The 20,928-nt window shown below is 70.3% G+C and carries 20 protein-coding genes; 9 read left to right on the top strand and 11 right to left on the bottom strand.

Annotation, left to right across the window (positions count from 1 at the left end; translation table 11 throughout):
• Positions 1 to 74: 74 nt before the first annotated feature.
• The 4 genes from ABZO29_RS20765 to ABZO29_RS20750 all read left to right on the top strand — a co-directional run bounded on the left by ABZO29_RS20765 (position 75) and on the right by ABZO29_RS20750 (position 2,566).
• Positions 75 to 236, top strand: coding sequence for a DUF4177 domain-containing protein (locus ABZO29_RS20765; RefSeq protein WP_003975360.1), 162 nt, complete (start codon positions 75 to 77; stop codon positions 234 to 236).
• Positions 233 to 700: a RidA family protein gene (locus ABZO29_RS20760; protein ID WP_367321694.1), complete on the top strand. Its 468-nt coding sequence runs from the start codon at positions 233 to 235 to the stop codon at positions 698 to 700. Before ABZO29_RS20765 ends, ABZO29_RS20760 begins: the two co-directional genes overlap by 4 nt.
• A gap of 160 nt (positions 701 to 860) precedes the next feature.
• Complete coding sequence (locus ABZO29_RS20755; protein WP_367321693.1) at positions 861 to 1,739, top strand: NUDIX hydrolase; 879 nt, start codon at positions 861 to 863, stop codon at positions 1,737 to 1,739.
• Positions 1,736 to 2,566, top strand: coding sequence for an MBL fold metallo-hydrolase (locus ABZO29_RS20750; RefSeq protein ID WP_367321692.1), 831 nt, complete (start codon positions 1,736 to 1,738; stop codon positions 2,564 to 2,566). The genes ABZO29_RS20755 and ABZO29_RS20750 overlap by 4 nt, the downstream gene beginning before the upstream one ends.
• Before the next feature lie 9 nt (positions 2,567 to 2,575).
• Here the strand turns inward: ABZO29_RS20750 and ABZO29_RS20745 are convergent, their stop codons facing one another.
• Positions 2,576 to 3,397 carry a nucleotidyltransferase domain-containing protein gene (locus ABZO29_RS20745; RefSeq protein WP_367321691.1) on the bottom strand — a complete coding sequence of 274 codons (822 nt, stop codon included), beginning with the start codon at positions 3,395 to 3,397 and terminating at the stop codon, positions 2,576 to 2,578.
• A 196-nt stretch (positions 3,398 to 3,593) separates the two neighbouring features.
• The gene (locus ABZO29_RS20740; protein ID WP_029382547.1) at positions 3,594 to 4,268 is read right to left on the bottom strand and encodes a Crp/Fnr family transcriptional regulator; all 675 of its coding nucleotides are present in this window, start codon (positions 4,266 to 4,268) and stop codon (positions 3,594 to 3,596) included.
• A 276-nt stretch (positions 4,269 to 4,544) separates the two neighbouring features.
• Between ABZO29_RS20740 and nth the strand changes: the two genes are divergently transcribed.
• The 3 genes from nth to ABZO29_RS20725 all read left to right on the top strand — a co-directional run bounded on the left by nth (position 4,545) and on the right by ABZO29_RS20725 (position 7,567).
• Positions 4,545 to 5,453: an endonuclease III gene (nth, locus tag ABZO29_RS20735; RefSeq protein ID WP_367321690.1), complete on the top strand. Its 909-nt coding sequence runs from the start codon at positions 4,545 to 4,547 to the stop codon at positions 5,451 to 5,453.
• Positions 5,454 to 5,547: 94 nt separating this feature from the next.
• Positions 5,548 to 6,243 carry a CoA pyrophosphatase gene (locus tag ABZO29_RS20730; protein ID WP_367321689.1) on the top strand — a complete coding sequence of 232 codons (696 nt, stop codon included), beginning with the start codon at positions 5,548 to 5,550 and terminating at the stop codon, positions 6,241 to 6,243.
• A 124-nt stretch (positions 6,244 to 6,367) separates the two neighbouring features.
• A complete protein-coding gene (locus ABZO29_RS20725) occupies positions 6,368 to 7,567 on the top strand; it encodes a MarP family serine protease (protein ID WP_367321688.1) in 1,200 nt (399 codons plus the stop codon).
• Positions 7,568 to 7,586: 19 nt separating this feature from the next.
• Here ABZO29_RS20725 and ABZO29_RS20720 read toward each other — a convergent pair whose 3' ends face one another.
• The 7 genes from ABZO29_RS20720 to ABZO29_RS20690 all read right to left on the bottom strand — a co-directional run bounded on the left by ABZO29_RS20720 (position 7,587) and on the right by ABZO29_RS20690 (position 15,689).
• Positions 7,587 to 7,766 carry a hypothetical protein gene (locus tag ABZO29_RS20720; RefSeq protein ID WP_367321687.1) on the bottom strand — a complete coding sequence of 60 codons (180 nt, stop codon included), beginning with the start codon at positions 7,764 to 7,766 and terminating at the stop codon, positions 7,587 to 7,589.
• 180 nt (positions 7,767 to 7,946) lie between these two features.
• A complete protein-coding gene (locus tag ABZO29_RS20715) occupies positions 7,947 to 8,084 on the bottom strand; it encodes a hypothetical protein (protein ID WP_367321686.1) in 138 nt (45 codons plus the stop codon).
• Positions 8,081 to 9,019, bottom strand: a complete 939-nt coding sequence (locus tag ABZO29_RS20710) for an alpha/beta fold hydrolase (protein WP_367321685.1) — start codon at positions 9,017 to 9,019, stop codon at positions 8,081 to 8,083. Before ABZO29_RS20710 ends, ABZO29_RS20715 begins: the two co-directional genes overlap by 4 nt.
• The gene (locus tag ABZO29_RS20705) at positions 9,016 to 9,504 is read right to left on the bottom strand and encodes a phage holin family protein (RefSeq protein ID WP_367321684.1); all 489 of its coding nucleotides are present in this window, start codon (positions 9,502 to 9,504) and stop codon (positions 9,016 to 9,018) included. The genes ABZO29_RS20710 and ABZO29_RS20705 overlap by 4 nt, the downstream gene beginning before the upstream one ends.
• A 59-nt stretch (positions 9,505 to 9,563) precedes the next feature.
• Positions 9,564 to 11,000, bottom strand: coding sequence for a Na+/H+ antiporter NhaA (gene nhaA / locus ABZO29_RS20700; RefSeq protein ID WP_367321683.1), 1,437 nt, complete (start codon positions 10,998 to 11,000; stop codon positions 9,564 to 9,566).
• A 180-nt stretch (positions 11,001 to 11,180) separates the two neighbouring features.
• Positions 11,181 to 13,136: an acetate--CoA ligase gene (gene acs, locus ABZO29_RS20695; RefSeq protein ID WP_367321682.1), complete on the bottom strand. Its 1,956-nt coding sequence runs from the start codon at positions 13,134 to 13,136 to the stop codon at positions 11,181 to 11,183.
• A 210-nt stretch (positions 13,137 to 13,346) separates the two neighbouring features.
• Positions 13,347 to 15,689: a bifunctional SulP family inorganic anion transporter/carbonic anhydrase gene (locus ABZO29_RS20690; protein ID WP_367321681.1), complete on the bottom strand. Its 2,343-nt coding sequence runs from the start codon at positions 15,687 to 15,689 to the stop codon at positions 13,347 to 13,349.
• A gap of 335 nt (positions 15,690 to 16,024) precedes the next feature.
• On the opposite strand from ABZO29_RS20690, the gene ABZO29_RS20685 reads away from it, so the two are divergent.
• A complete protein-coding gene (locus ABZO29_RS20685) occupies positions 16,025 to 17,302 on the top strand; it encodes a hypothetical protein (protein WP_367321680.1) in 1,278 nt (425 codons plus the stop codon).
• Positions 17,303 to 17,339: 37 nt separating this feature from the next.
• Here ABZO29_RS20685 and ABZO29_RS20680 read toward each other — a convergent pair whose 3' ends face one another.
• Positions 17,340 to 18,320, bottom strand: a complete 981-nt coding sequence (locus ABZO29_RS20680; RefSeq protein ID WP_367321679.1) for an ATP-binding protein — start codon at positions 18,318 to 18,320, stop codon at positions 17,340 to 17,342.
• 167 nt (positions 18,321 to 18,487) lie between these two features.
• On the opposite strand from ABZO29_RS20680, the gene ABZO29_RS20675 reads away from it, so the two are divergent.
• Positions 18,488 to 19,312 (top strand): oxidoreductase, encoded by an 825-nt coding sequence (locus tag ABZO29_RS20675; protein ID WP_367321678.1) that lies wholly within the window; start codon positions 18,488 to 18,490, stop codon positions 19,310 to 19,312.
• A gap of 375 nt (positions 19,313 to 19,687) precedes the next feature.
• Here ABZO29_RS20675 and ABZO29_RS20670 read toward each other — a convergent pair whose 3' ends face one another.
• Entirely contained in the window at positions 19,688 to 20,521 is an 834-nt protein-coding gene (locus ABZO29_RS20670; protein WP_367321677.1) for an HAD family hydrolase, read from the bottom strand.
• Positions 20,522 to 20,928 lie beyond the last annotated feature (407 nt).

The following is a 20,928-nucleotide window of genomic DNA, read 5'->3' as shown; positions in this document are numbered from 1 at the left end:
TCACGCGGCAGGCTGTGGACAACGCGACGCGGTCGCCGCTTGAGGCGGGCGGGCCAGCGGCTAAAGTCGGCCGCATGACCAAGTGGGAATACGCAACCGTGCCGCTGCTCGTCCATGCCACGAAGCAGATTCTGGACACCTGGGGCGAGGACGGCTGGGAGCTCGTCCAGGTCGTGCCCGGGCCGAACAACCCCGAGCAGCTGGTGGCCTACCTGAAGCGCGAGAAGCAGGCGTGAGCGCGGTCGAGGCGCGCCTTGCCGAACTGGGCCTGACGCTGCCGTCCGTCGTGCCGCCGCTGGCCGCGTACCAGCCGGCCGTGCAGTCGGGTGTGTACGTCTACACCTCCGGCCAGCTGCCGATGGTGGACGGCAAGCTTCCGGTGACCGGCAAGGTGGGCGCGGAGGTCACGCCGGAGGAGGCCAAGGACCTGGCCCGCACGTGCGCGTTGAACGCGCTCGCCGCGGTCAAGTCGGTGGCCGGTGATCTGGACCGCATCGCGCGCGTGGTGAAGGTCGTGGGTTTCGTGGCCTCGGCCACGGACTTCACGGGCCAGCCGGGCGTCGTGAACGGCGCGAGCGAGCTCCTCGGCGAGGTCCTCGGCGAGAAGGGCGTGCACGCACGGAGCGCGGTGGGGGTCGCCGTACTGCCGCTGGACGCGCCGGTGGAGGTCGAGGTGCAGGTGGAGCTGACGGGGGAGTAGGGCAGCGGTCTGTCCGGACGGCTCGGCAGCCTCGTCGGCGCCGGGTCGCGCGACCCATCCGGCGCCGGCCCCGGCGCAGGGCACCTGTGCAGGGGTTCTTGCCCGCCGCAGGCCCTCGTGCCCCTCGAACATCCGCTCACCACGAGATAGCCTCGCGCCCATGGCGAATGGGCAGTGGTACCCCCCGGAGTGGCCGGAACGCATCCGCGCGCTCGCGGAAGGCACCCTCACGCCGGTGACCCCCAAGCGAGCGGCCACCGTGATGCTGCTGAAGGACACCGGCACCGGCCCCGCCGTACACATGCTGCGCAGACGCGCCTCCATGGCCTTCGCCGGAGGCGCGTACGCGTACCCGGGCGGCGGTGTGGACCCCCGCGACGACCACCACGTCCGCTGGGCGGGCCCCACGCGCGCGTGGTGGGCCGCACGGCTCGGTGTCGACGAGTCGGCGGCCCAGGCGATCGTCTGCGCGGCCGTACGGGAGACGTACGAGGAGGCAGGCGTTCTCCTGGCGGGGCCGACCCCCGACACCGTCGTCGGCGACATCACGGGTGAGGAGTGGGAGGCCGACCGCGAGGCCATCGTCGCCCGCGACTTCTCCTTCGCCGAGTTCCTCGACCGCCGCGGCCTGGTCCTGCGCTCGGACCTGCTGGGCGCCTGGACGCGCTGGATCACCCCGGAGTTCGAGCCCCGCCGCTACGACACCTGGTTCTTCGTGGCCGCCCTCCCCGAGGGCCAGCGCACGCGCAACGCCTCCACGGAGGCCGACCGTACGGTGTGGATCCGCCCGGAGGACGCCGCGGCCGGGTACGACAAGGGCGAACTGATGATGATGCCGCCCACCATCGCGACACTGCGCCAGCTGACGGCGTACGGCACGGCCGCCGGGGCGCTCGCCGCCGCACCCGACCGCGATCTGAGCCCCGTCCTGGCGCAGGCCCGTCTCGAGGACGGCGAGATCGTGCTGTCGTGGCCGGGCCACGACGAGTTCACGAAGCACATCCCGACCGACCTCCCGACCGGTGGAGCTCCCGCATGACGGACGCAGCAGCCCTTCCCGGCCAGCCACGGGGCGGCGTCCTCTCCGGCCCGGCCACCTCCCGCGCGGTCAACGTCCTCGCGCCCAACGCCTCCGCGATGACCCTGGACGGCACGAACACCTGGATCCTCTCGGAGCCCGGCTCCGACCAGGCCGTCGTCGTCGATCCGGGCCCGCTGGACGAGGGTCACCTGCGCACCGTCGTGGACACCGCTGAGAAGGCCGGCATACGCGTCGCCCTGACCCTGCTGACCCACGGCCACCCCGACCACGCCGAGGGCGCCGCCCGCTTCGCCGAGCTGACCGGCACGAAGGTGCGGGCCCTGGACCCGGCGCTGCGCCTCGGCGACGAGGGCCTGGCGGCCGGGGACGTGATCACCGTCGGCGGCCTGGAGCTGAGGGTCGTACCGACCCCCGGGCACACCGCGGACTCCCTCTGCTTCCACCTCCCGGCCGATCGTGCCGTCCTGACCGGTGACACCGTCCTGGGCCGCGGTACGACGGTCGTGGCGCACCCGGACGGCCGCCTGGGCGACTATCTGGACTCCCTGCGGCGGCTCAGGTCGCTGACGGTCGACGACGGCGTCGACACGGTCCTCCCCGGCCACGGCCCGGTCCTGGAGGACGCGCAGGGCGCCGTCGAGTTCTACCTGGCCCACCGCGCCCACCGCCTCGCCCAGGTCGAGACGGCCGTCGAGGACGGCTTCCGCACCCCCGCCGAGGTCGTCGCCCACGTGTATTGCGATGTCGACCGCTCCCTGTGGCCCGCGGCCGAACTGTCCGTCCGGGCGCAGCTGGAGTACCTGGAGGAACACGGCCTGATCTAGAGCCTGTTCCTAGTCGGGTGGGCGGGCCTTCACGCCGTGCACGCGCGCGTACTCCGCGGCGAGCCAGGGCCCGAGATCGTGGACGTACGACCGCAGGACGTTCTCGTCGCCCGTCGGCTCGTACCCGAGGACTGCCGCCGCCCGCATCTGCTTCGCGCGCTGCGGGTAGTACGTGCCGAAGGCCTCGGCCATCTCCGTGAGATCACTGGTCCAGCCGTTCCAGCGGGGCATGACCAGTGTGAAGCCGGTGCGGACGAGATGCCGGGACATGAACCGCACGAGGGGCCGCCGGGCCTCGTCCGTGTCGTCGGCCCCGGCGATCCGCTCCCGCCAGCGGGGGAGGAGCCGGGCGAGGTCCCCGTTGGTCTCCCGGGAGAGCAGGGAGTCGGGCCGGTAGCGCGGCAGATGCTCGGCGAGGTCCTCGCCGAGCAGCGGTGTGCACAGGCAGGCGACGAACCACCCGAGGTCGTACCGCTCCTCCTCGCTCAGCAGCCGCGCCCGGCTGAACAGCAGTGTCCCGACCCCGTCGATCTGCGGAAAGTCCTTGTTCAGCGCTTCACCGAGCGCCCGAGCCCCCTCCCTGTCCGCGTCTTCGGGCTCGTCCCGCAACGCGACCAGCAGATCCAGATCACTGCGCCCCACGCGCGCGGTGCCGCGTGGAATCGACCCGTAGAGGTACGCGCTGTGCAGCCGCACCCCGAACACGACCGGCAGCCGGTCGCACGCGACGGCGACGACGGGACGGAAGTCGTGGGGGATGCGCGAGAGGGCCCCCTCGCGCTCGATGCACCCCTGAGCGTCGAGCCCCGGGCGAGGAACGGTTTCGGTCATGCGCTTACGGTCCATGAACGGTCACCCGATCCAGCCCGCCCGGCGCTTGAGGACGAGGCCGGCCGATCGGGGTCCAGGGGCGGAGCCCCTGGGATGGGACGGGTAGGGGCGGCGGGGGCGAGAACAGGCTGGCGGCAACCACAACGGGCCCCGCCTCGCAGAGAGACGGGACCCGTCGTCGTACGGCCGGATACCGCTAGCGCGACCGCTTCGCGAGCCGCTCCACGTCCAGCAGGATCACGGCCCGAGCCTCCAGCCGCAGCCACCCTCGCTGCGCGAAGTCCGCCAGCGCCTTGTTGACCGTCTCGCGCGACGCGCCCACCAGCTGCGCCAACTCCTCCTGCGTCAGATCGTGGACGACGTGGATGCCCTCCTCCGACTGCACGCCGAAGCGGCGGGAGAGGTCCAGCAGGGCACGAGCCACACGCCCCGGCACGTCCGAGAAGACGAGGTCGGACATCGCGTCGTTGGTCTTGCGCAGGCGCCGGGCGACGGCGCGCAGAAGCGCGGCGGCCACCTCGGGACGCGCGTTCAGCCAGGGCTGCAGATCGCCGTGCCCGAGCCCCAGCAGCTTGACCTCGGTCAGCGCGGTCGCCGTCGCCGTGCGCGGGCCCGGGTCGAAGAGCGACAGCTCGCCGATGAGCTCACCGGGACCCACCACGGCCAGCATGTTCTCGCGGCCGTCGGGGGATGTGCGGTGGAGCTTGACCTTGCCCTCGGTGACGACGTAAAGCCGGTCGCCCGGGTCGCCCTCGTGGAAAAGGGAGTCGCCGCGTGCGAGGGTCACCTCACTCATGGAGGCGCGGAGCTCCGCGGCCTGCTCGTCGTCGAGAGCCGCGAAGAGCGGGTTGCGCCGCAGAACGTCGTCCACGAGTTCTCTCCTTGTCGACCTGCTCAGGGGATCTTGCTCCCCCTTGGTACCAGGGGACCGTGTTCCCCATTTTGCCGGACGGTCCAAACAGTGTGATCTGTCACAAGGATGCCGCACACGTGTCCCGAGGTAAGCGGCAGGGGGCCAATTGGGGGCTGATCTTCGAGGTCCGGGGCGGATGTCGGTGCCGGGCTTTAGGCTGGCCGGGTGTCCAAATCGCCGGTGAGAGCACAGGCCAAGGGGGCTGGGCGGGTGGTTGTACGTCGAGATTCCGCTGTGGGCGAACAGGGCCCAGGCAAGGTGAGGAAAACGACAAAAGTAACGAAAAAGGCGGTAGTGGCTCCGAAGAAGGCCACGGCCAGGGTGAAGAAGGCCGCTCCCGAGAAGACCGTCGCGGTGAAGCCGGCGAAGAACGAGTCGCGCACGGCCCTGGTCCGCCGCGCCCGCCGCATCAACCGCGAGCTCGCCGAGGTCTATCCGTACGCGCACCCCGAACTGGACTTCGAAAACCCCTTCCAGCTGGTCGTCGCCACGGTCCTGTCGGCCCAGACGACCGACCTCCGGGTCAACCAGACCACCCCGGCCCTCTTCGCCAAGTACCCCACCCCGGAGGACCTGGCCGCCGCCAACCCGCAGGAAGTGGAGGAGATCCTCCGGCCGTGCGGTTTCTTCCGGGCCAAGACCAGGTCGGTCATGGGGCTCTCCAAGGCCCTCGCCGAGGACTTCGGAGGCGAGGTTCCCGGCCGCCTCGAGGACCTCGTCAAACTGCCCGGCGTCGGGCGCAAGACCGCCTTCGTCGTCCTCGGCAACGCCTTCGGGCGGCCCGGGATCACCGTGGACACACACTTCCAGCGGCTGGTGCGGCGCTGGCAGTGGACCGACGAGACCGACCCGGACAAGATCGAGGCGACCGTCGGCGCGCTCTTCCCCAAGAGCGACTGGACGGACCTCTCGCACCATGTGATCTGGCACGGCCGCCGCATCTGCCACGCCCGCAAGCCCGCCTGCGGCGCCTGCCCGATCGCCCCGCTCTGCCCCGCGTACGGCGAGGGCGAGACGGACCCGGAGAAGGCGAAGAAGCTGCTCAAGTACGAGAAGGGCGGCTTCCCGGGCCAGCGATTGAACCCCCCGCAGGCATACCTGGACGCGGGCGGCAAACCCGCCCCGCCGCTGGGGGCGGGATGACCACAGCCCGTACCAGCCCACCGCCCCGCCGCGGCCGCTGGGAACGATCTCAGGGCCACCGGGCGTTGGATCGGGAAGAACGACGGGGGTGGCGATGACGCGCGCGAGCAACACACAGGGCGGTCCGGTGACGCTCAGCAAGGAGGGCCTGCCCGCCTGGCTCGACCCGGTGGTGCACGCGGCGGAGACGGTCGAGCCGCTCCAGCTGAGCCGCTTCCTGCCCCCGGAGAACGGGGCGGGGCGCCAGTCGGCCGTCCTCATCCTCTTCGGGGAGGGTGAGCGAGGCCCCGAGGTGCTGCTCATGGAGCGGGCCGGGTCGCTGCGCTCCCACGCCGGGCAGCCCTCGTTCCCGGGCGGCGCCCTGGACCCCGAGGACGGCGACCCGAAGGCCGAGGGGCCGCTGCGGGCCGCCCTCCGCGAGGCCGAGGAGGAGACCGGGCTCGACCCTGCCGGAGTCCAGCTCTTCGGCGTGCTGCCCAAGCTGTACATCCCGGTCAGCGGCTTCGTCGTGACGCCCGTCCTGGGCTGGTGGCGCGAACCGAGCCCGGTGGGTGTCGTCGACCCGAACGAGACCGCGCGTGTCTTCACGGTCCCCGTGGCGGATCTCACGAATCCTGGCAACAGGGCCACCACCGTCCACCCCAGTGGCCACCGAGGTCCGGCATTTCTGGTCGAATCAGCCCTGGTCTGGGGCTTCACGGCCGGAGTGATCGACCGTCTGCTGCACTACGCGGGCTGGGAGCGCCCCTGGGACCGGGACAAGCAGGTCCCGCTCGACTGGCGGTCATGACAGGGTGTCTGCCGTGGTGTGTCTTCTCCGGGGGCGCTGTGTCCGCCTGCCGCTGCGCGGCGGGCCGGTCCTCCGGCCGGCCGACCCGAAGTGACCGTGAAGTGATGAGGCGAGGCTCGAAGCGGTGAACGTGCTGGACATCCTGTTGCTGGTCGCCGCCGTGTGGTTCGCGATCGTCGGCTACCGCCAGGGCTTCGTCGTCGGCATTTTGTCGGTGATCGGTTTCATGGGCGGCGGTCTCGTCGCCGTGTACCTGCTGCCCGTCATCTGGGACGCGCTGACCGACAACGCGGAGGTGAGCACGACCGCCGCCGTCGTGGCGGTCGTCGTCGTCATCGTCTGCGCCTCGGTCGGCCAGGCCCTGACCACCCACCTCGGCAACAAGCTGCGCCGGTACATCACCTGGTCCCCGGCCCGCGCCCTGGACGCGACGGGCGGGGCCCTCGTCAACGTGGTCGCCATGCTGCTCGTGGCGTGGCTGATCGGTTCGGCTCTCGCCGGCACCACCCTGCCGACGCTCGGCAAGGAGGTCCGCAACTCCAAGGTGCTGCTCGGCGTGTCCCGGGCGCTGCCCGACCAGGCCGACACCTGGTTCGCCGACTTCTCCTCCGTGCTCGCGCAGAACGGCTTCCCGCAGGTCTTCAGCCCGTTCGCCAACGAGCCCATCAAGGACGTCCAGCCGCCCGACCCGGCCCTCGCGAACAGCGCCGTCGCCACCAGGGCCCAGCGCTCCATCGTCAAGGTCATGGGCACCGCGCAGAGCTGCGGCAAGGTCCTGGAGGGGACCGGCTTCGTCTTCGGCGACCGCCGTGTCATGACCAACGCGCACGTCGTGGGTGGCGTCGACGAGCCCACCGTCCAGATAGGCGGCGTGGGCCGCAAGTACGACGCGACGGTCGTCCTCTACGACTGGAAGCGCGACATCGCCGTACTCGACGTACCGAACCTGAAGGCACCCGCGCTGCAGTTCACGACCAAGGACGCGGCGAGCGGTGACAGCGCCATCGTCGCCGGCTTCCCGGAGAACGGGTCGTACGACGTCCGTGCCGCGCGCGTACGCGGCCGCATCACGGCCAACGGCCCGGACATCTACCACCGCGGCACGGTCCGCCGCGACGTCTACTCGCTCTACGCGACCGTCCGTCAGGGCAACTCCGGCGGCCCGCTGCTGACGCCCGAGGGCAAGGTCTACGGCGTGGTCTTCGCGAAGTCCCTCGACGACGCCGACACCGGCTACGCGCTCACCGCGGACGAGATCCAGCAGGACATCGCCCAGGGGCGCACCGCGAACCAGCAGGTGGACAGCGACAACTGTGCCCTGTGAGGCCCCTCGGGAAAGGGTGTCAGCCGCGCGGGTGACGCAGACGTACCGAGACCCAGCGGGCCCGGCGGCGCAGGATGCGCGGGATGCCCACCCTGAGGTCGCTGCCCGGCAACTGCGGGGTACCTCGCTGGTGGGAGCTCGGGCCTGAGGCCGAGCGGCGATTGCGTGCTGCGTCACTGTAGTCGTGCGTCCAGCCCATACCCCGACGTCTGCCCCTGCCCCAAGGTCGATAACCGCCCTCGGGCCCCCCAATTGGCCTATGCGCCAGGCAATTGGCTGTTCGTAGTACACGTGTTCAGATCCGGATACCGGGCGCATCGACCTGGTCACCGTCAGGGTTCGGGATCTTTCAGCCGTCAGCGCTCGACGTGACCGAGTTTCACCGGTCGGGTTCGGGGTCCTTGAGCCAGTTGATCAGCTCGGCCGGGAATGCGACCGGGTCCTCTTCGTGCGGGCTGCGCTGTCCCGGGGGCTGACCCCCGGACCCCCGGCGGCGCTCGACGTGACCGAGTTTCACCGGTCGGGTTCGGGGTCCTTGAGCCAGTTGATCAGCTCGGCCGAGAATGCGACCGGATCCTCTTCGTGCGGAAAATGCCCGAGTCCGTCGAACAGTCGCCAGCGGTACGGCGCCTCGACGTACTCCCCGGAACCGGCCGCGCTTCGCGTGCGCATCACCGGGTCGAGCGAGCCGTGGAGGTGGAGCGTCGGCACGCGCACCGGGCGCTTCATGCGCCGGTTGAACTGGATGCCGTCCGGGCGGGCCAGAGACCGCACCAGCCACCGGTACGGCTCGACCGAGCAGTGCGCGGTCGACGGGATGCACATCGCGCGGCGGTACGTCTCCACCGCGTCGTCGTCCGGCAGCCGCGGCCCCGACCAGTCCCGCACGAGACGGCCCACGAGCGCCCCGTCGTCGGCGGTGAGCTGCCGCTCCGGGATCCAGGGCCGCTGGAACCCCCAGATGTAGGAGCCCGCGCGTGTCTGCTTGACGTCCGCGAGCATCGCGGAGCGCCAGCGCCGGGGGTGCGGCATCGAGGCGACCACGAGCCGCCGTACCAGCTTCGGGCGCATCACAGCCGCCGTCCACGCCAGATAGCCGCCCAGGTCGTGCCCGACGAGGGCCGCGTCGGGCTCGCCCAGCGAGCGGATCACGCCGGTGATGTCGAGGGCGAGGTTGGCGGGGTCGTAGCCGCGAGGGGTGCGGTCGCTGCCGCCGACGCCCCGCAGGTCCATGGCGACGGCCCGGAAGCCCGCGTCGGCAAGCGCGACCAGCTGGTGCCGCCAGGCCCACCAGAACTGCGGGAAACCGTGCACCAGCATGACCAGCGGTCCGTCGCCCAGTTCCGCGATGTGGAAGCGGGCACCGTTGGCGGCGACATCCTTGTGCGTCCAGGGGCCTTCCAGCCGTACGACCGAAGCGGGTTGCGCCGAAGTGGCGGCGGGGTCCGTCATGACGACGAGCGTGCCACAGCCTCGATGGCCTCCGGGAGCCGGTCCTGCGGGAGCTCCGGACGCGGGTGCGGCTTGGCCTTCTGCAGGACGCCCGCCGTCTCCTTCACCGACGCGGCGACCTTCTGCGGGCCCTTGCTCTTCTTGGCCTTCTTCGCGAAGCCGACGCCGATCAGCGCGAGGAGGACGGCGACGAGGACGTTGGCCGCGAACGACAGCAGGAAACAGATCGCGAGGTTCCAGTCGCTCCACGTCCGGATGCCGTACGCCAGCGCGAAGTTCAGCATCGGCAGGGAGAACACCAGCACGGCGCCGGCGACCGAGAACGCCCCCCCGCTCATCGCACCACGCTTGACGTCCTGCTTGAGCTGCGCCTTGGCCAGCGCGATCTCGTCGTGCACCAGCGCCGACATCTCGGTCGTCGCCGAGGCGAACAGCTGGCCGATGCTGCGTTCGGCGCCGACCGGGCTGCCGTCGGGTGCGCTCATCGCGGTCTCCCTCTTCTGCGTAAGTGCGTACTGTTCCGTCATTTGTACGTCCCGTCAGATCATGCCGGACCGTCCGCGTCCTCGCCTGCCCCGCCCGCCACTTCGGCAAGCCCGTGGCGCGCCGCGGCCTTCTCCTCGGCGATCCGGCGGTGCTCGGCGGCCCTGCGTTCGTGGATGGCGGCCATCCGAAGGTGGTACGCCGGGTCGTCCTCCGCGTAGATGTCGGGGATGCCGTCGCTGTCCTCGTCGCGCTCCTCGGCCTCGCACATCCTGCGGTACCTGCTGTTGCGGATCTTGAGTAGCGCGGTCGCCAGGGCCGCCGCGGCGAGGGAGCCCGTGAGGACGGCGGCCTTGACCTCGTCCGTCAGCACAGCGTCGCCGTCGAAGGCGAGTTCGCCGATGAGCAGCGAGACGGTGAAGCCGATGCCGGAAAGGGAGGCCACGGCGAACACGTCCGCCCAGGCGAGGTCGTCACTGAGCGAGGCCCGGGTGAAGCGGGCCGTCAGCCACGTCCCGCAGAAGATGCCGACCGTCTTGCCGACGACCAGGCCCAGGACGACTCCGAGTGTCTCCGGTTTGGTGAACACGTCCCGGAGCGCGCCGCCGGAGACCACGACACCGGCGTTGAACAGCGCGAACAGCGGTACGGCCAGGCCCGCCGAGAGGGGCCGCACGAGATGTTCGATCCGTCCGCCGGGGGAGTGCTCCTCGCCCTCCCGAGTCGTGCAGCGCAGCATCAGGCCCATGGCGACGCCCGCGACGGTCGCGTGAACGCCGCTGCTGTACATGAGCGCCCAGATGACCAGGGCGAGCGGAACGTACACGTACCAACCGCGCACGCCCTTGCGCAGCAGCAGCCAGAAGACGACGAGACCGATCGCGGCGCCGCCCAGTGCGGCGAAGTCCAGTTCGTCCGTGAAGAAGACCGCGATGATCAGGATGGCGAACAGGTCGTCGACGACGGCGAGGGTGAGCAGGAAGGCGCGCAGGGCGCTCGGCAGGGACGTCCCGATGACCGCCAGGACGGCGAGCGCGAAGGCGATGTCCGTGGCGGTCGGCACCGCCCAGCCCGCCAGGGAGCCTCCTCCGGTGACGTTCGTGAGGGCGTACACCACCGCCGGCACGGCCATCCCGCACAGCGCGGCGACCACGGGCAGGACGGCGGCCCGCGGGTCCCGCAGATCCCCGGCGACCAGTTCGCGCTTGAGTTCGATCCCGGCGACGAAGAAGAAGACCGCGAGCAGTCCGTCGGCGGCCCAGTGCTCGATCGACAGGTTCAGACCGAGGGCCTCGGGCCCGATGTGGAAGTGGCTGACGCTCTCGTAGCTGTCGTGCAGCGCCGGTACGTTCGCCCAGAGCAGCGCGACGATCGCGGCCAGGAGCAGCAGTACACCGCCGACGGTCTCGGTGCGCAGGGCGTCCGCCACGAACGTCCGCTCCGGCAGCGACAGACGTCCGAGGACTTTGCGGGGGGCGGTGGTGCGGGGCGCGGCCACGGGGGAGACCTCCGGTCGGTGGGCAGGACGGAGCACATGCCGACCAGACTTCCCGGCGCACCTCGGGGATCACGATGTTTTGCTTAGTTTACCTAAGGTGCACGGAGAGGCATCCGGTGAATCTCACGTTATGCGCGAAAGGGGCGCCCCGCCGGTGCGGGGCGCCCCTTTGTGCCGTACTCAGTCCTCGCTCGGCGCCGCCGGGAGCTTCGCCTGGATGAGGTCCATGACCGTCGAGTCGGTGAGCGTGGTGACGTCACCGAGCTGCCGGTTCTCCGCGATGTCCCGCAGCAGTCGCCGCATGATCTTCCCGGACCGGGTCTTCGGCAGCTCCGCCACCGGCAGGATCCGCTTCGGCTTGGCGATCGGCCCCAGGGTCGCCCCGACGTGGCCTCGCAGCTCGTTGACGAGGTCGTCGTCCTCGGAGGCCGTGCCCCGCAGGATGACGAAGGCGACGATCGCCTGCCCGGTCGTCTCGTCCGCCGCCCCGACCACGGCCGCCTCGGCCACCGAGGGATGGGAGACGAGGGCCGACTCGACCTCGGTCGTGGAGATGTTGTGCCCGGACACGAGCATCACGTCGTCGACCCGGCCCAGCAGCCAGATGTCCCCGTCGTCGTCCTTCTTCGCCCCGTCACCGGCGAAGTACTTGCCCTCGAACCGCGACCAGTACGTGTCGATGAACCGCTGGTCGTCACCCCAGATGGTGCGCAGCATCGACGGCCACGGCTCGGTCAGCACCAGGTAGCCGCCACCGCCGTTGGGCACCTCGTTCGCCTCGTCGTCGACGACGGTCGCGGAGATGCCGGGCAGCGGCGTCTGGGCGGAGCCGGGCTTTGTCTCGGTGACGCCCGGCAGCGGCGAGATCATCATCGCGCCGGTCTCGGTCTGCCACCATGTGTCGACGACGGGGGTCCGGTCGGCCCCGATGTGCTTGCGGTACCAGATCCATGCCTCGGGGTTGATCGGCTCGCCGACCGAGCCCAGGACCCGCAGGCTGGTGAGGTCGAACTTGGCGGGGATGTCGTCGCCCCACTTCATGAACGTACGGATGGCCGTCGGCGCCGTGTACAGGATCGTGACCCCGTACTTCTGCACGATCTCCCAGAACCGGCCCTGGTGCGGGGTGTCCGGCGTGCCCTCGTACATCACCTGGGTCGCGCCGTTCGCCAGTGGCCCGTACACGATGTACGAGTGCCCGGTGACCCAGCCGACGTCGGCGGTGCACCAGTACACGTCCGTCTCCGGCTTGAGGTCGAAGACCGCGTGGTGCGTGTACGCGGCCTGCGTGAGGTATCCGCCGGAGGTGTGCAGGATGCCCTTCGGCTTACCCGTCGTACCGGACGTGTAGAGGATGAACAGCGGGTGCTCGGCCTCGAACGCCTCCGGCGTGTGCTCGGCGGACTGCCGCTCGACGATGTCGTCCCACCACACGTCGCGTCCCTCGGTCCAGGCGACCTCCTGGCCCGTACGGCGCACCACGAGCACGTGCTCGACGTTGTCCACGCGCGCGATCGCGTCGTCGACCGCCGGCTTGAGGGCGGAGGGCTTGCCGCGCCGGTAGCCGCCGTCGGAGGTGATGACGACCTTGGCGTCGGCGTCCTGGATACGGGTGGCGAGCGCGTCCGCCGAGAAGCCGCCGAAGACGACGGAGTGCGCGGCGCCGATCCGGGCGCAGGCCAGCATGGCGACCGCGGTCTCGGGGATCATCGGCATGTAGACGGCGACCCGGTCGCCCTTGCGAACTCCGAGCTCCAGCAAGGCGTTCGCGGCCTTGGAGACCTCGTCCTTGAGCTCGGCGTAGGTGATGGCGCGGCTGTCGCCCGGCTCGCCCTCGAAGTGGATGGCGACCCGGTCGCCGAGCCCGGCCTCGACATGCCGGTCGACGCAGTTGTACGCGACGTTGAGCTCGCCGTCCTGGAACCACTTGGCGAACGGCGGGTTCGACCAGTCCAGCGTCTCGGTCGGCTCCTTGGCCCAGGTCAGCCGACGGGCCTGCTCGGCCCAGAAGCCGAGCCTGTCAGCCTTGGCCTGTTCGTACGCCTCCGCCGTGACATTGGCGCCGGCGGCCAGGTCGGCGGGGGGCGCGAACCTGCGCTCTTCCTTGAGCAGGTTGGCCAGGCTTTCGTTGCTCACGACATCTCCCTCTCGAAGGGTGTCCGTTGTGTCCCAGGCCACAGCTCATCAGACCCGAGGGGCCGATGACAAGGGTCGCCGGGAAATTGGTTTAGACCTGTCTGGGGCTTGGCGCTGCTTGATCCGGCCCCGCACCGGCGGCCGTGGTCATCGGTACCCACGTACGCCGGTGCGCGGCAGTTCAGCCTCTGTTGTGCGTTTCACAACGGATCACGCCGACAGGTCCGCCTCCCTCACATGCTCGAACACCCCGTCCTCGTCCGTGTCCGTCCCGGCGAGCAGGTACGCCTGGGCCTCACCCACGTGGAAGTACATCCCGTGCAGCTCCAGTGCCCCGGCCCGCAGGGCACGGGTCACCGACTCATGGGCGCGCAGGTGCTCCAGCTGCTGGACCACGTTGGTCAGGCACAGCTGCTCGACCGCGTCCGCGGGCCGGCGCCCGGCCAGGCGCGCCCAGGGCCGTGTGTCGTCGGCCATGCGCTCCAGGCTGGGCAGCCCGTGCCGCAGCCACCGCTTGAGCGGCGTCCGGGCCCCGCCGGGCTCGGAGTTGAGCAGTGCCTGCATGGCTCCGCACCCGGAGTGCCCGCACACCGTGATGGACCGCACCTTCAGCACATCCACCGCGTACTCGATCGCGGCCGCCACCGAGTCGTCCCCGCTCTCCTCGCCGGGCAGCGGCACGAGGTTGCCCACGTTGCGCACCACGAAGAGGTCGCCCGGACCACTGGAGGTGATCATCGAGGTGACCAGCCGCGAGTCGGCGCAGGTGAGGAAGAGCTGAGCCGGGCGCTGCCCCTCGCGTGCCAGCCGGGCCAGCTCGCCCCGTACCAGGGGAGCGGTGTGGCGCTGGAAGGCGCTGATCCCGCGCGCGAGTTGGTGCCCGGTCGGTCCGTCCGCCGTATCCGGGTGTCCGGCGGGTGGCGCCGACTGTGTGCGCTCGCACTGGTGGTTGCGCCAGGGCGTCCAGGGTCGGCAGCGGCAGTCGGCGGCACCGGCGGGCTCGGCGATCCGGACCCCGGCGCGCCGGCCGGTCACTTCCACGGAGCCGCCCTGCGCGGCGTGCGTGTTCTGCCAGTCCTGCAGGGTCTCGTAGGCCGCGTGGTCCATGAACGATCCGTCCAACTCCACGACGGCGGGGGCGCCCTGGGGTACGAGATGCAGGGTGCGGCTGAGCCGCGGCACCGCGAGGAACGTCAACTGTCCTCGGACGTGTACGTGATGGACTCCTTCCTTCTCGTCGTGCGTGATGCGGGTGTGCGAGAGACGGTGCAGGGCGAGGGCGACGGCCACGGCGATCCCCAGCGCCACGCCCTGCAGGACGCCGAGGAGCACCACGCCGAGTGTGGTGGCGGCGTAGGCGAGCACTTCCCGGTGGCGGGTCACCGTGCGGATGTGGTGCAGGGACACCATCTGGATGCCGACGGCCATCACCAGGGCGGCGAGCGAGGCGAGCGGGATGAGCTCCAGGATCGGGACCATCAGCAGCGCGGCGACTACTACGAAAACGCCGTGCAGCATCGTGGAGTTCCGGCTCACGGCACCGGCTTGCACATTCGCCGAACTCCGCACGGCCACGCCCGCGACCGGCAGTCCGCCGAGCGCGCCTGAGGCGATGTTGGCGGCGCCCTGCCCGAGCAGTTCGCGGTCCAGGTCGGAGCGGCCGACGCGGCCGGTCAGGCCCGGGCGGGAGGCGACCAGCTTGTCCACGGCGACCGCGCCGAGCAGCGACTGGACGCTGCACACCAGCGTGATGGTGAGGACGGCGGCGACGAGGCCGAGCGCCCGGCCCTCGGGCATTCCGGCCAGGGCGTGGCTGCTCCAGGACGGCAGGTCGACCTTGGGCAGGGTCAGCCCGGTGAGTGCGGCCGTCGCGGTGGCGGCGGCCACGGCGACGAGCGGGGCGGGGACCCTGCGCAGGAGGCGGCCGGCCCGGCCGGGCATCCGGGGCCAGAGCAGCAGCAGTGCCAGAGTCAGGGCGCTCATGGACACGGCGGCCGGCTGCAGGCGGGCCAACTGGGCGGGCAGTGAACGGAGGTTGTCGAGGACCGAACTCTGCGGGCTGCCGCCGAGGACGATGTGCAGCTGGGCGACGGCGATGGTGACGCCGATGCCGGACAGCATGCCGTGCACGATGGCGGGACTGACGGCGAGCGCGGTGCGCGCCACGCGCAGGCAGCCCAGTCCGAGTTGGGTGAGTCCGGCGAGCACGGTGATGGCGCAGGTCGTGCGCCATCCGTAGCGCTGGATGAGCTCGGCGGTGACGACCGTGAGGCCGGCGGCGGGGCCGCTGACCTGGAGCGGGGAGCCACCGAGCCGGCCGACGACGAGTCCGCCCACGGCGGCGGCGACCAGGCCGGCCTGGAGGGGCGCGCCGGTGGCGAGGGCGATGCCGAGGGACAGGGGAAGGGCGATCAGGAAGACCGCGATCGACGCGGACAGGTCGGCGCCCGCGACGCGGAAGCGACGGGGCGGGGCGGGCGGCGGGCTGTGGGGCTGGTGGACGCGCCCGGTCCCAGTCGGGTCGGTGGCGCGGGTGGGAACGCAGGCTGACATGTTTCCCGTCTCCTCCGGGGCAGCGCGGTCGCGGAACTGGTGGTCCCCGCTCGAGGCGGGGAGGGGTCGCGGCCGTGGGTCACGGCGTACAGCGGCGGGATGGTTCAACTCTCGGTAAACGAATCGTAATGCAGAGTAAAGGGCAAGCATGGATTTTTATGGCAAATGGGTCAATCAATGACCCCAATAGGTGAAGTGATCCATTGATCGGCTTGTCGTACTAATTCCTTCTCGGTCCCGTGCGAACTTGGCGGCGCTGTCGGCTCATCCCCGGCGCATCACCAGAAATCGCCCTCATCTGCGTTGGCCTGAGAGAAGGAAGAAGGTGGGCGGACATGGCCGCCACCCGAAGGATCACCGCGGGCGCCGCTCTCGCCGCGGCCGTTGCCGCGTCGCTCACCGGTTGCGGGACGGGCGCCGATGGTGCCCACGGCTCCAAGCAAGGCGCACCCGGCCCGCAGAGAGCGAAGCCGGCCCCGGCACCCAAGAGCGTGGTCCGGCTGATCGGCGACGGCTCCACCGCGTTCACCGGAGCGCAGCCGCACCTGCCCAGACCCGAGCGGCTCAGGCCCGGCCAGCAGCCGCCGCAGTTCGTGGTGTTCTCCTGGGACGGCGCGGGCGAGGACGGCCAGAAGCTGTTCTCCCACTTCCGCAAGGTCGCCAAGGCCAACCACGCGACGATGACGTACTTCCTCAGCGGTGTGTACATGCTGCCCGAGGAGAAGCGCGACCTGTACAAGCCGCCGGAGCACTCGCCGGGCCGCTCCGACATCGGCTTCAACGACGAGCAGGGCGTCGCCGACACCGTCAAGCAGTTGCGCCTGGCGTGGTTGGAGGGCAACGAGATCGGCACCCACTTCAACGGCCACTTCTGCGGCAAGAACGGCGTCGGCGAGTGGACGGTCGAGGACTGGAAGGACGAGATCGCCCAGGCGAAGCAGTTCGTGAAGACCTGGAAGACCAACACCGGTATGAGGAAGGCGGCCCCGCTGCCCTTCGACTACGAAAAGGAACTCGTCGGCGCTCGCACCCCCTGCCTCGAGGGCCAGGAGAACTTCATGGCGGCGGCCCGCGAACTCGGCTTCCGCTACGACACCAGCGGTGTCAACCAGCAGCTCTGGCCGCAGAAGAAGGAAGGCCTGTGGGACCTGTCGATGCAGCTCGTGCCCTTCCCCGGCCACTCCTACGAGCAACTCACCATGGACTACAACTTCATGGTCAACCAGTCCGGAACCAGGACCCAGGGCGACCCCGGCAAGTACGACTTCTGGGGCGACCAGATGCGTGATGGCCTGCTCAAGGGCTTTGACCGCGCCTACGAGGGCAACCGTGCGCCCCTGATCATCGGCAACCACTTCGAGTCCTGGAACGGCGGCACCTACATGCGCGCCGTCGAGGAGGTCGTCGAGACCGTCTGCAACAAGCCGGACGTGCGCTGTGTCTCCTTCCGGCAGCTCGCCGACTGGCTCGACGCGCAGGACCCGAAGACCCTGGCCAAGCTCCGCACCCTGGGGGTGGGCGAGGCCCCGAAGGAGGGCTGGGCGTCTTTCCTGTCGGCCCGCTCCGCCCCGGCCCCGAAGGGGGTGCCCGGGGCACCGGCGGACAAGCGGTAGTCGCCGTCAAGTAGTCGTCATCATGCGGTAGTCGTCGTCACGCGGGCGTGGCGACGCCCTCGCCGAGAACGAACCCGGGGTCGACCTGCGCCGCCAGGTCGGCCCCGGTGCGCTCGTTGCCCCACGACCGGGCGTTCTTCAGATGGAAGAGCACCATCTGGCGCGTGTAGCGCTCCCAGTCGCGCAGTTCGTACGTCGCGTCGACGGCCGTGTGCAGCAGGCGCAGTGCGCGGCGGTTGGCGTCCTCCAGGAGCTCGAACCGGGGCGGCAGGCCCTTCTCCATGGAGCGCACCCAGTCCGAGTGCCCCACCGTCACCAGCAGGTCGTCCCCGACCTCGGCGCGCAGGAAGTCGAGGTCGTCAGGCCCCTGGACCTTGTTGCCGACGACCTTCAGGACGACGCCGAAGTCGCGGGCGTACTCCTTGTACTGGCGATAGACCGAAACCCCCTTCCGGGTCGGCTCGGCGACGAGGAACGTGATGTCGAAGCGGGTGAACATGCCGGAGGCGAAGGAGTCCGAGCCCGCCGTCATGTCGACCACGACGTACTCGTCGCGCCCGTCCACCAGGTGGTTCAGGCACAGCTCCACCGCTCCCGTCTTGGAGTGGTAGCAGGCGACCCCCAGGTCGGCTTCCGTGAAAGGGCCGGTGACCATCAAACGGACGGTGCCGTCGCCGAGTTCCACCGTCCGGGCGCAGGCGTCGTACACCGGATTGTGCTCGCGCACCCGCAGCAGCCGCGAGCCCTCGCCGGGCGGGGTCGTCTTGATCATCGTCTTGGCGGAGCTGATGCGCGGGTTGGAACCGCGCAGGTAGTCCTTGATCAGCGGCAGGCGGTCGCCCATCGCGGGCAGTGCGGCGGCCTCCGCCTCGTCCAGGCCGAGCGCGGTTCCGAGGTGCTGGTTGATGTCGGCATCGACCGCGACGACCGGCGCGCCGGTCATCGCGAGGTGACGGACGAACAGGGAGGACAGGGTGGTCTTGCCGCTGCCGCCCTTCCCGACGAAAGCAATTTTCATGTTCACAAAGCGTAGTGCGGAGATCGCTGTGCGTGGCAACCGGGCGGGGTAAGGCCACCCGATCGTGGGGTGCGCGCCGCCGAACGGGACGCGGAGACCGACGAGGGTCGCGGTTCGGGTGAGGGGGCGGCGGTTCGGGTGAGAGGTGGCCGCGTAATGTCGTACTCATGAGTACGACAGGTGCGACCGCCGATCCGCTCGCGGCTCTGGGCTCCCTGCCCGGGGTGGCCGAGTCCGTGGAGTCCGTGCGCAAGGCCGTGGACCGGGTCTACGGGCACCGCGTCATGCGACGCCGCAGCAACGAGATCACCTCCGAGGCGGCTCTGCGCGGCGCCCGCGGCTCTGCCGCGCTGTCCGGCGCCGACTGGGCGCTGGAAGAGGTGCGCCGGCGTTCCGACTTCGGCGTCGACGACGAGGCCCGGGTGATGGGTGCGGCCCTGCGCCTGACCGCCGAGGCGGGCCAGCTGCTGTCGATCTGGCGGCAGTCGCCCCTGCGGGTGCTGGCCCGGCTGCACCTGGTCGCCGCGGCGGCCCAGGACGGCCGGGTCGGACGGCCGCGTCAGGAAGGCGAATCCGTCGACGAGCCGCTGATCGAACTGCCGCTGCCGAGCGCGGGCGAGCTCTCCGGCCGCCTGGAGGGACTGGCCGAGCTGATCATCGCGGGCAGCTCCGCACCTGCTTTGGTGACTGCCGCCGTCGTCCACGGCGAGTTGCTGGCGCTGCGTCCCTTCGCCTCGGCGAACGGCCTGATCGCGCGCACGGCCGAGCGCATCGTCCTGATCGGCAGCGGCCTCGACCCCAAGTCGGTCTGCCCGGCCGAGGTGGGCCACGCCGAACTGGGCCGTGCGGCCTACCTGGCGGCTCTCGACGGTTATGTCTCCGGCACTGCGGAGGGTGTGGCGGCCTGGATCGCCCACTGCGGCAAGGCGGTCGAACTGGGCGCCCGCGAGTCGACGGCGGTGTGCGAGGCCCTGCAGCGCGGCGCGGCGTGACGCACGCGCGCGTGGACCGCTTCCCGCGCGCGTGAGGCACGAAAAAGGCCCCCGCGAAGGGGCCCGAAAAAGGGTTGCGGCGGTACGAGTTCTCGTACCGCCGCTGGCACGACCACCGGGTTACCAAGCGTCCTCGATATGTTGCCCATCAGGTCGGGAACTTTGCCCGTCACCTGGTGTGGCTGGCCCGTAATCGACGGGTCGACGTCGCGTGGGTGCCCGGTGTTCATGCGCGGTCCGTGGGGCCAAATGCGTTATTAAAGGTGATCCTCTCGGATGTCCTTGGTCTCGCGGGCCGTTGAGTCCTTTGTACTCCAGGACCCCAGCAAGCGGAAGTCCTGGCTGCAGTTCTTTACTTTTGATCACAAACAGGTGTTAAACGGGCATGGATCTGCGTCGGCTGGCGTACCAGACGAGGCCGGCGGTGGCGGCCGCGGCCCCTATCGCCGCGGCGGCGACGAGTACCGGACGGGGCGGGACGGAGAAGGCGGGAAGCCGCTGCTTGAGCCGCACCGGCCGGTGGAAGTCGAGAATCGGCCACCCGGAGGCGAGGGCCTCGCGCCGCAGCGCACGGTCCGGGTTCACGGCATGCGGATGCCCGACGGCCCGAAGCATGGGAAGGTCCGTCGCCGAGTCGCTGTAGGCGTAGCAGCGGTCGAGGTCGTACCCCTCGGACTCGGCGAGTTCCTTGATCGCCTCGGCTTTCGTCGGTCCGTATGCGTAGTACTCCACCTCTCCGGTGAAGCAGCCGTCGTCGCCCACGACCATGCGGGTGGCGATCACACGGTCCGCGCCGAGCAGCTCGCCGATCGGCTCGACCACCTCGGCACCCGACGTGGACACGATCACCACGTCGCGGCCGGCGGTGTGGTGCTCCTCGATGAGGGAGGCGGCCTCGTCGTAGATGATCGGGTCGATCAGGTCGTGAAGGGTCTCGGCCACGAGATCCTTCACTTGTTGTACGTTCCAGCCGCGGCAGAGCGCGGACAGGTACTCGCGCATGCGCTCCATCTGGTCGTGGTCCATGCCGCCCATACGGAAGACGAACTGGGCATATGCGGTTCGCAAGGCCGCTCTGCGGTTGATCAGACCGCCTTGGTAGAACGACTTGCTGAACGTGAGCGTGCTCGACTTCGCAATGACCGTCTTGTCCAGGTCAAAGAAGGCCGCTGTGCGGGGCAACGAGTGGTTTTCCACGACCCCGAGCATAGGCGCAGCCCATTCGGCGTAAGGTGGGGCGCGTGGGTTTGCCTGAGAGGGCTCTCGGGTACACCATGGAAGTCACGGATCGTTCGCGACCGTGCTAACCCGGTCCGACTCCTCCCCCCCCGAGTCGGCCGTGGGGACGACCCCCGCTCTCCCCCCCGGCGGGGGTCGTCGCATGTCCGGGTGGGTTTTCCTTTCTGCTCGCGGCTTTCGTGCCGTTCCGGGGCGGCTGTGGCCGCCCCTTTCGTGTGCGCATGATCCGTCACGGTACGTAGTCGTCGGACTGCGCTGTGGAAGTCGTACAGACGCCAGTACAGAGGTCACCGGTATGGGTGATGGCGATATTCACAGGCGCCGCGTTGTCCACAGTTATCGACCAAGATCCACACGATTTCCCGGATCGCTGCACC

Source organism: Streptomyces sp. HUAS ZL42, from assembly GCF_040782645.1.
GTDB lineage: Bacteria > Actinomycetota > Actinomycetes > Streptomycetales > Streptomycetaceae > Streptomyces.
This window is presented reverse-complemented; position numbering and strand designations above follow the sequence as displayed.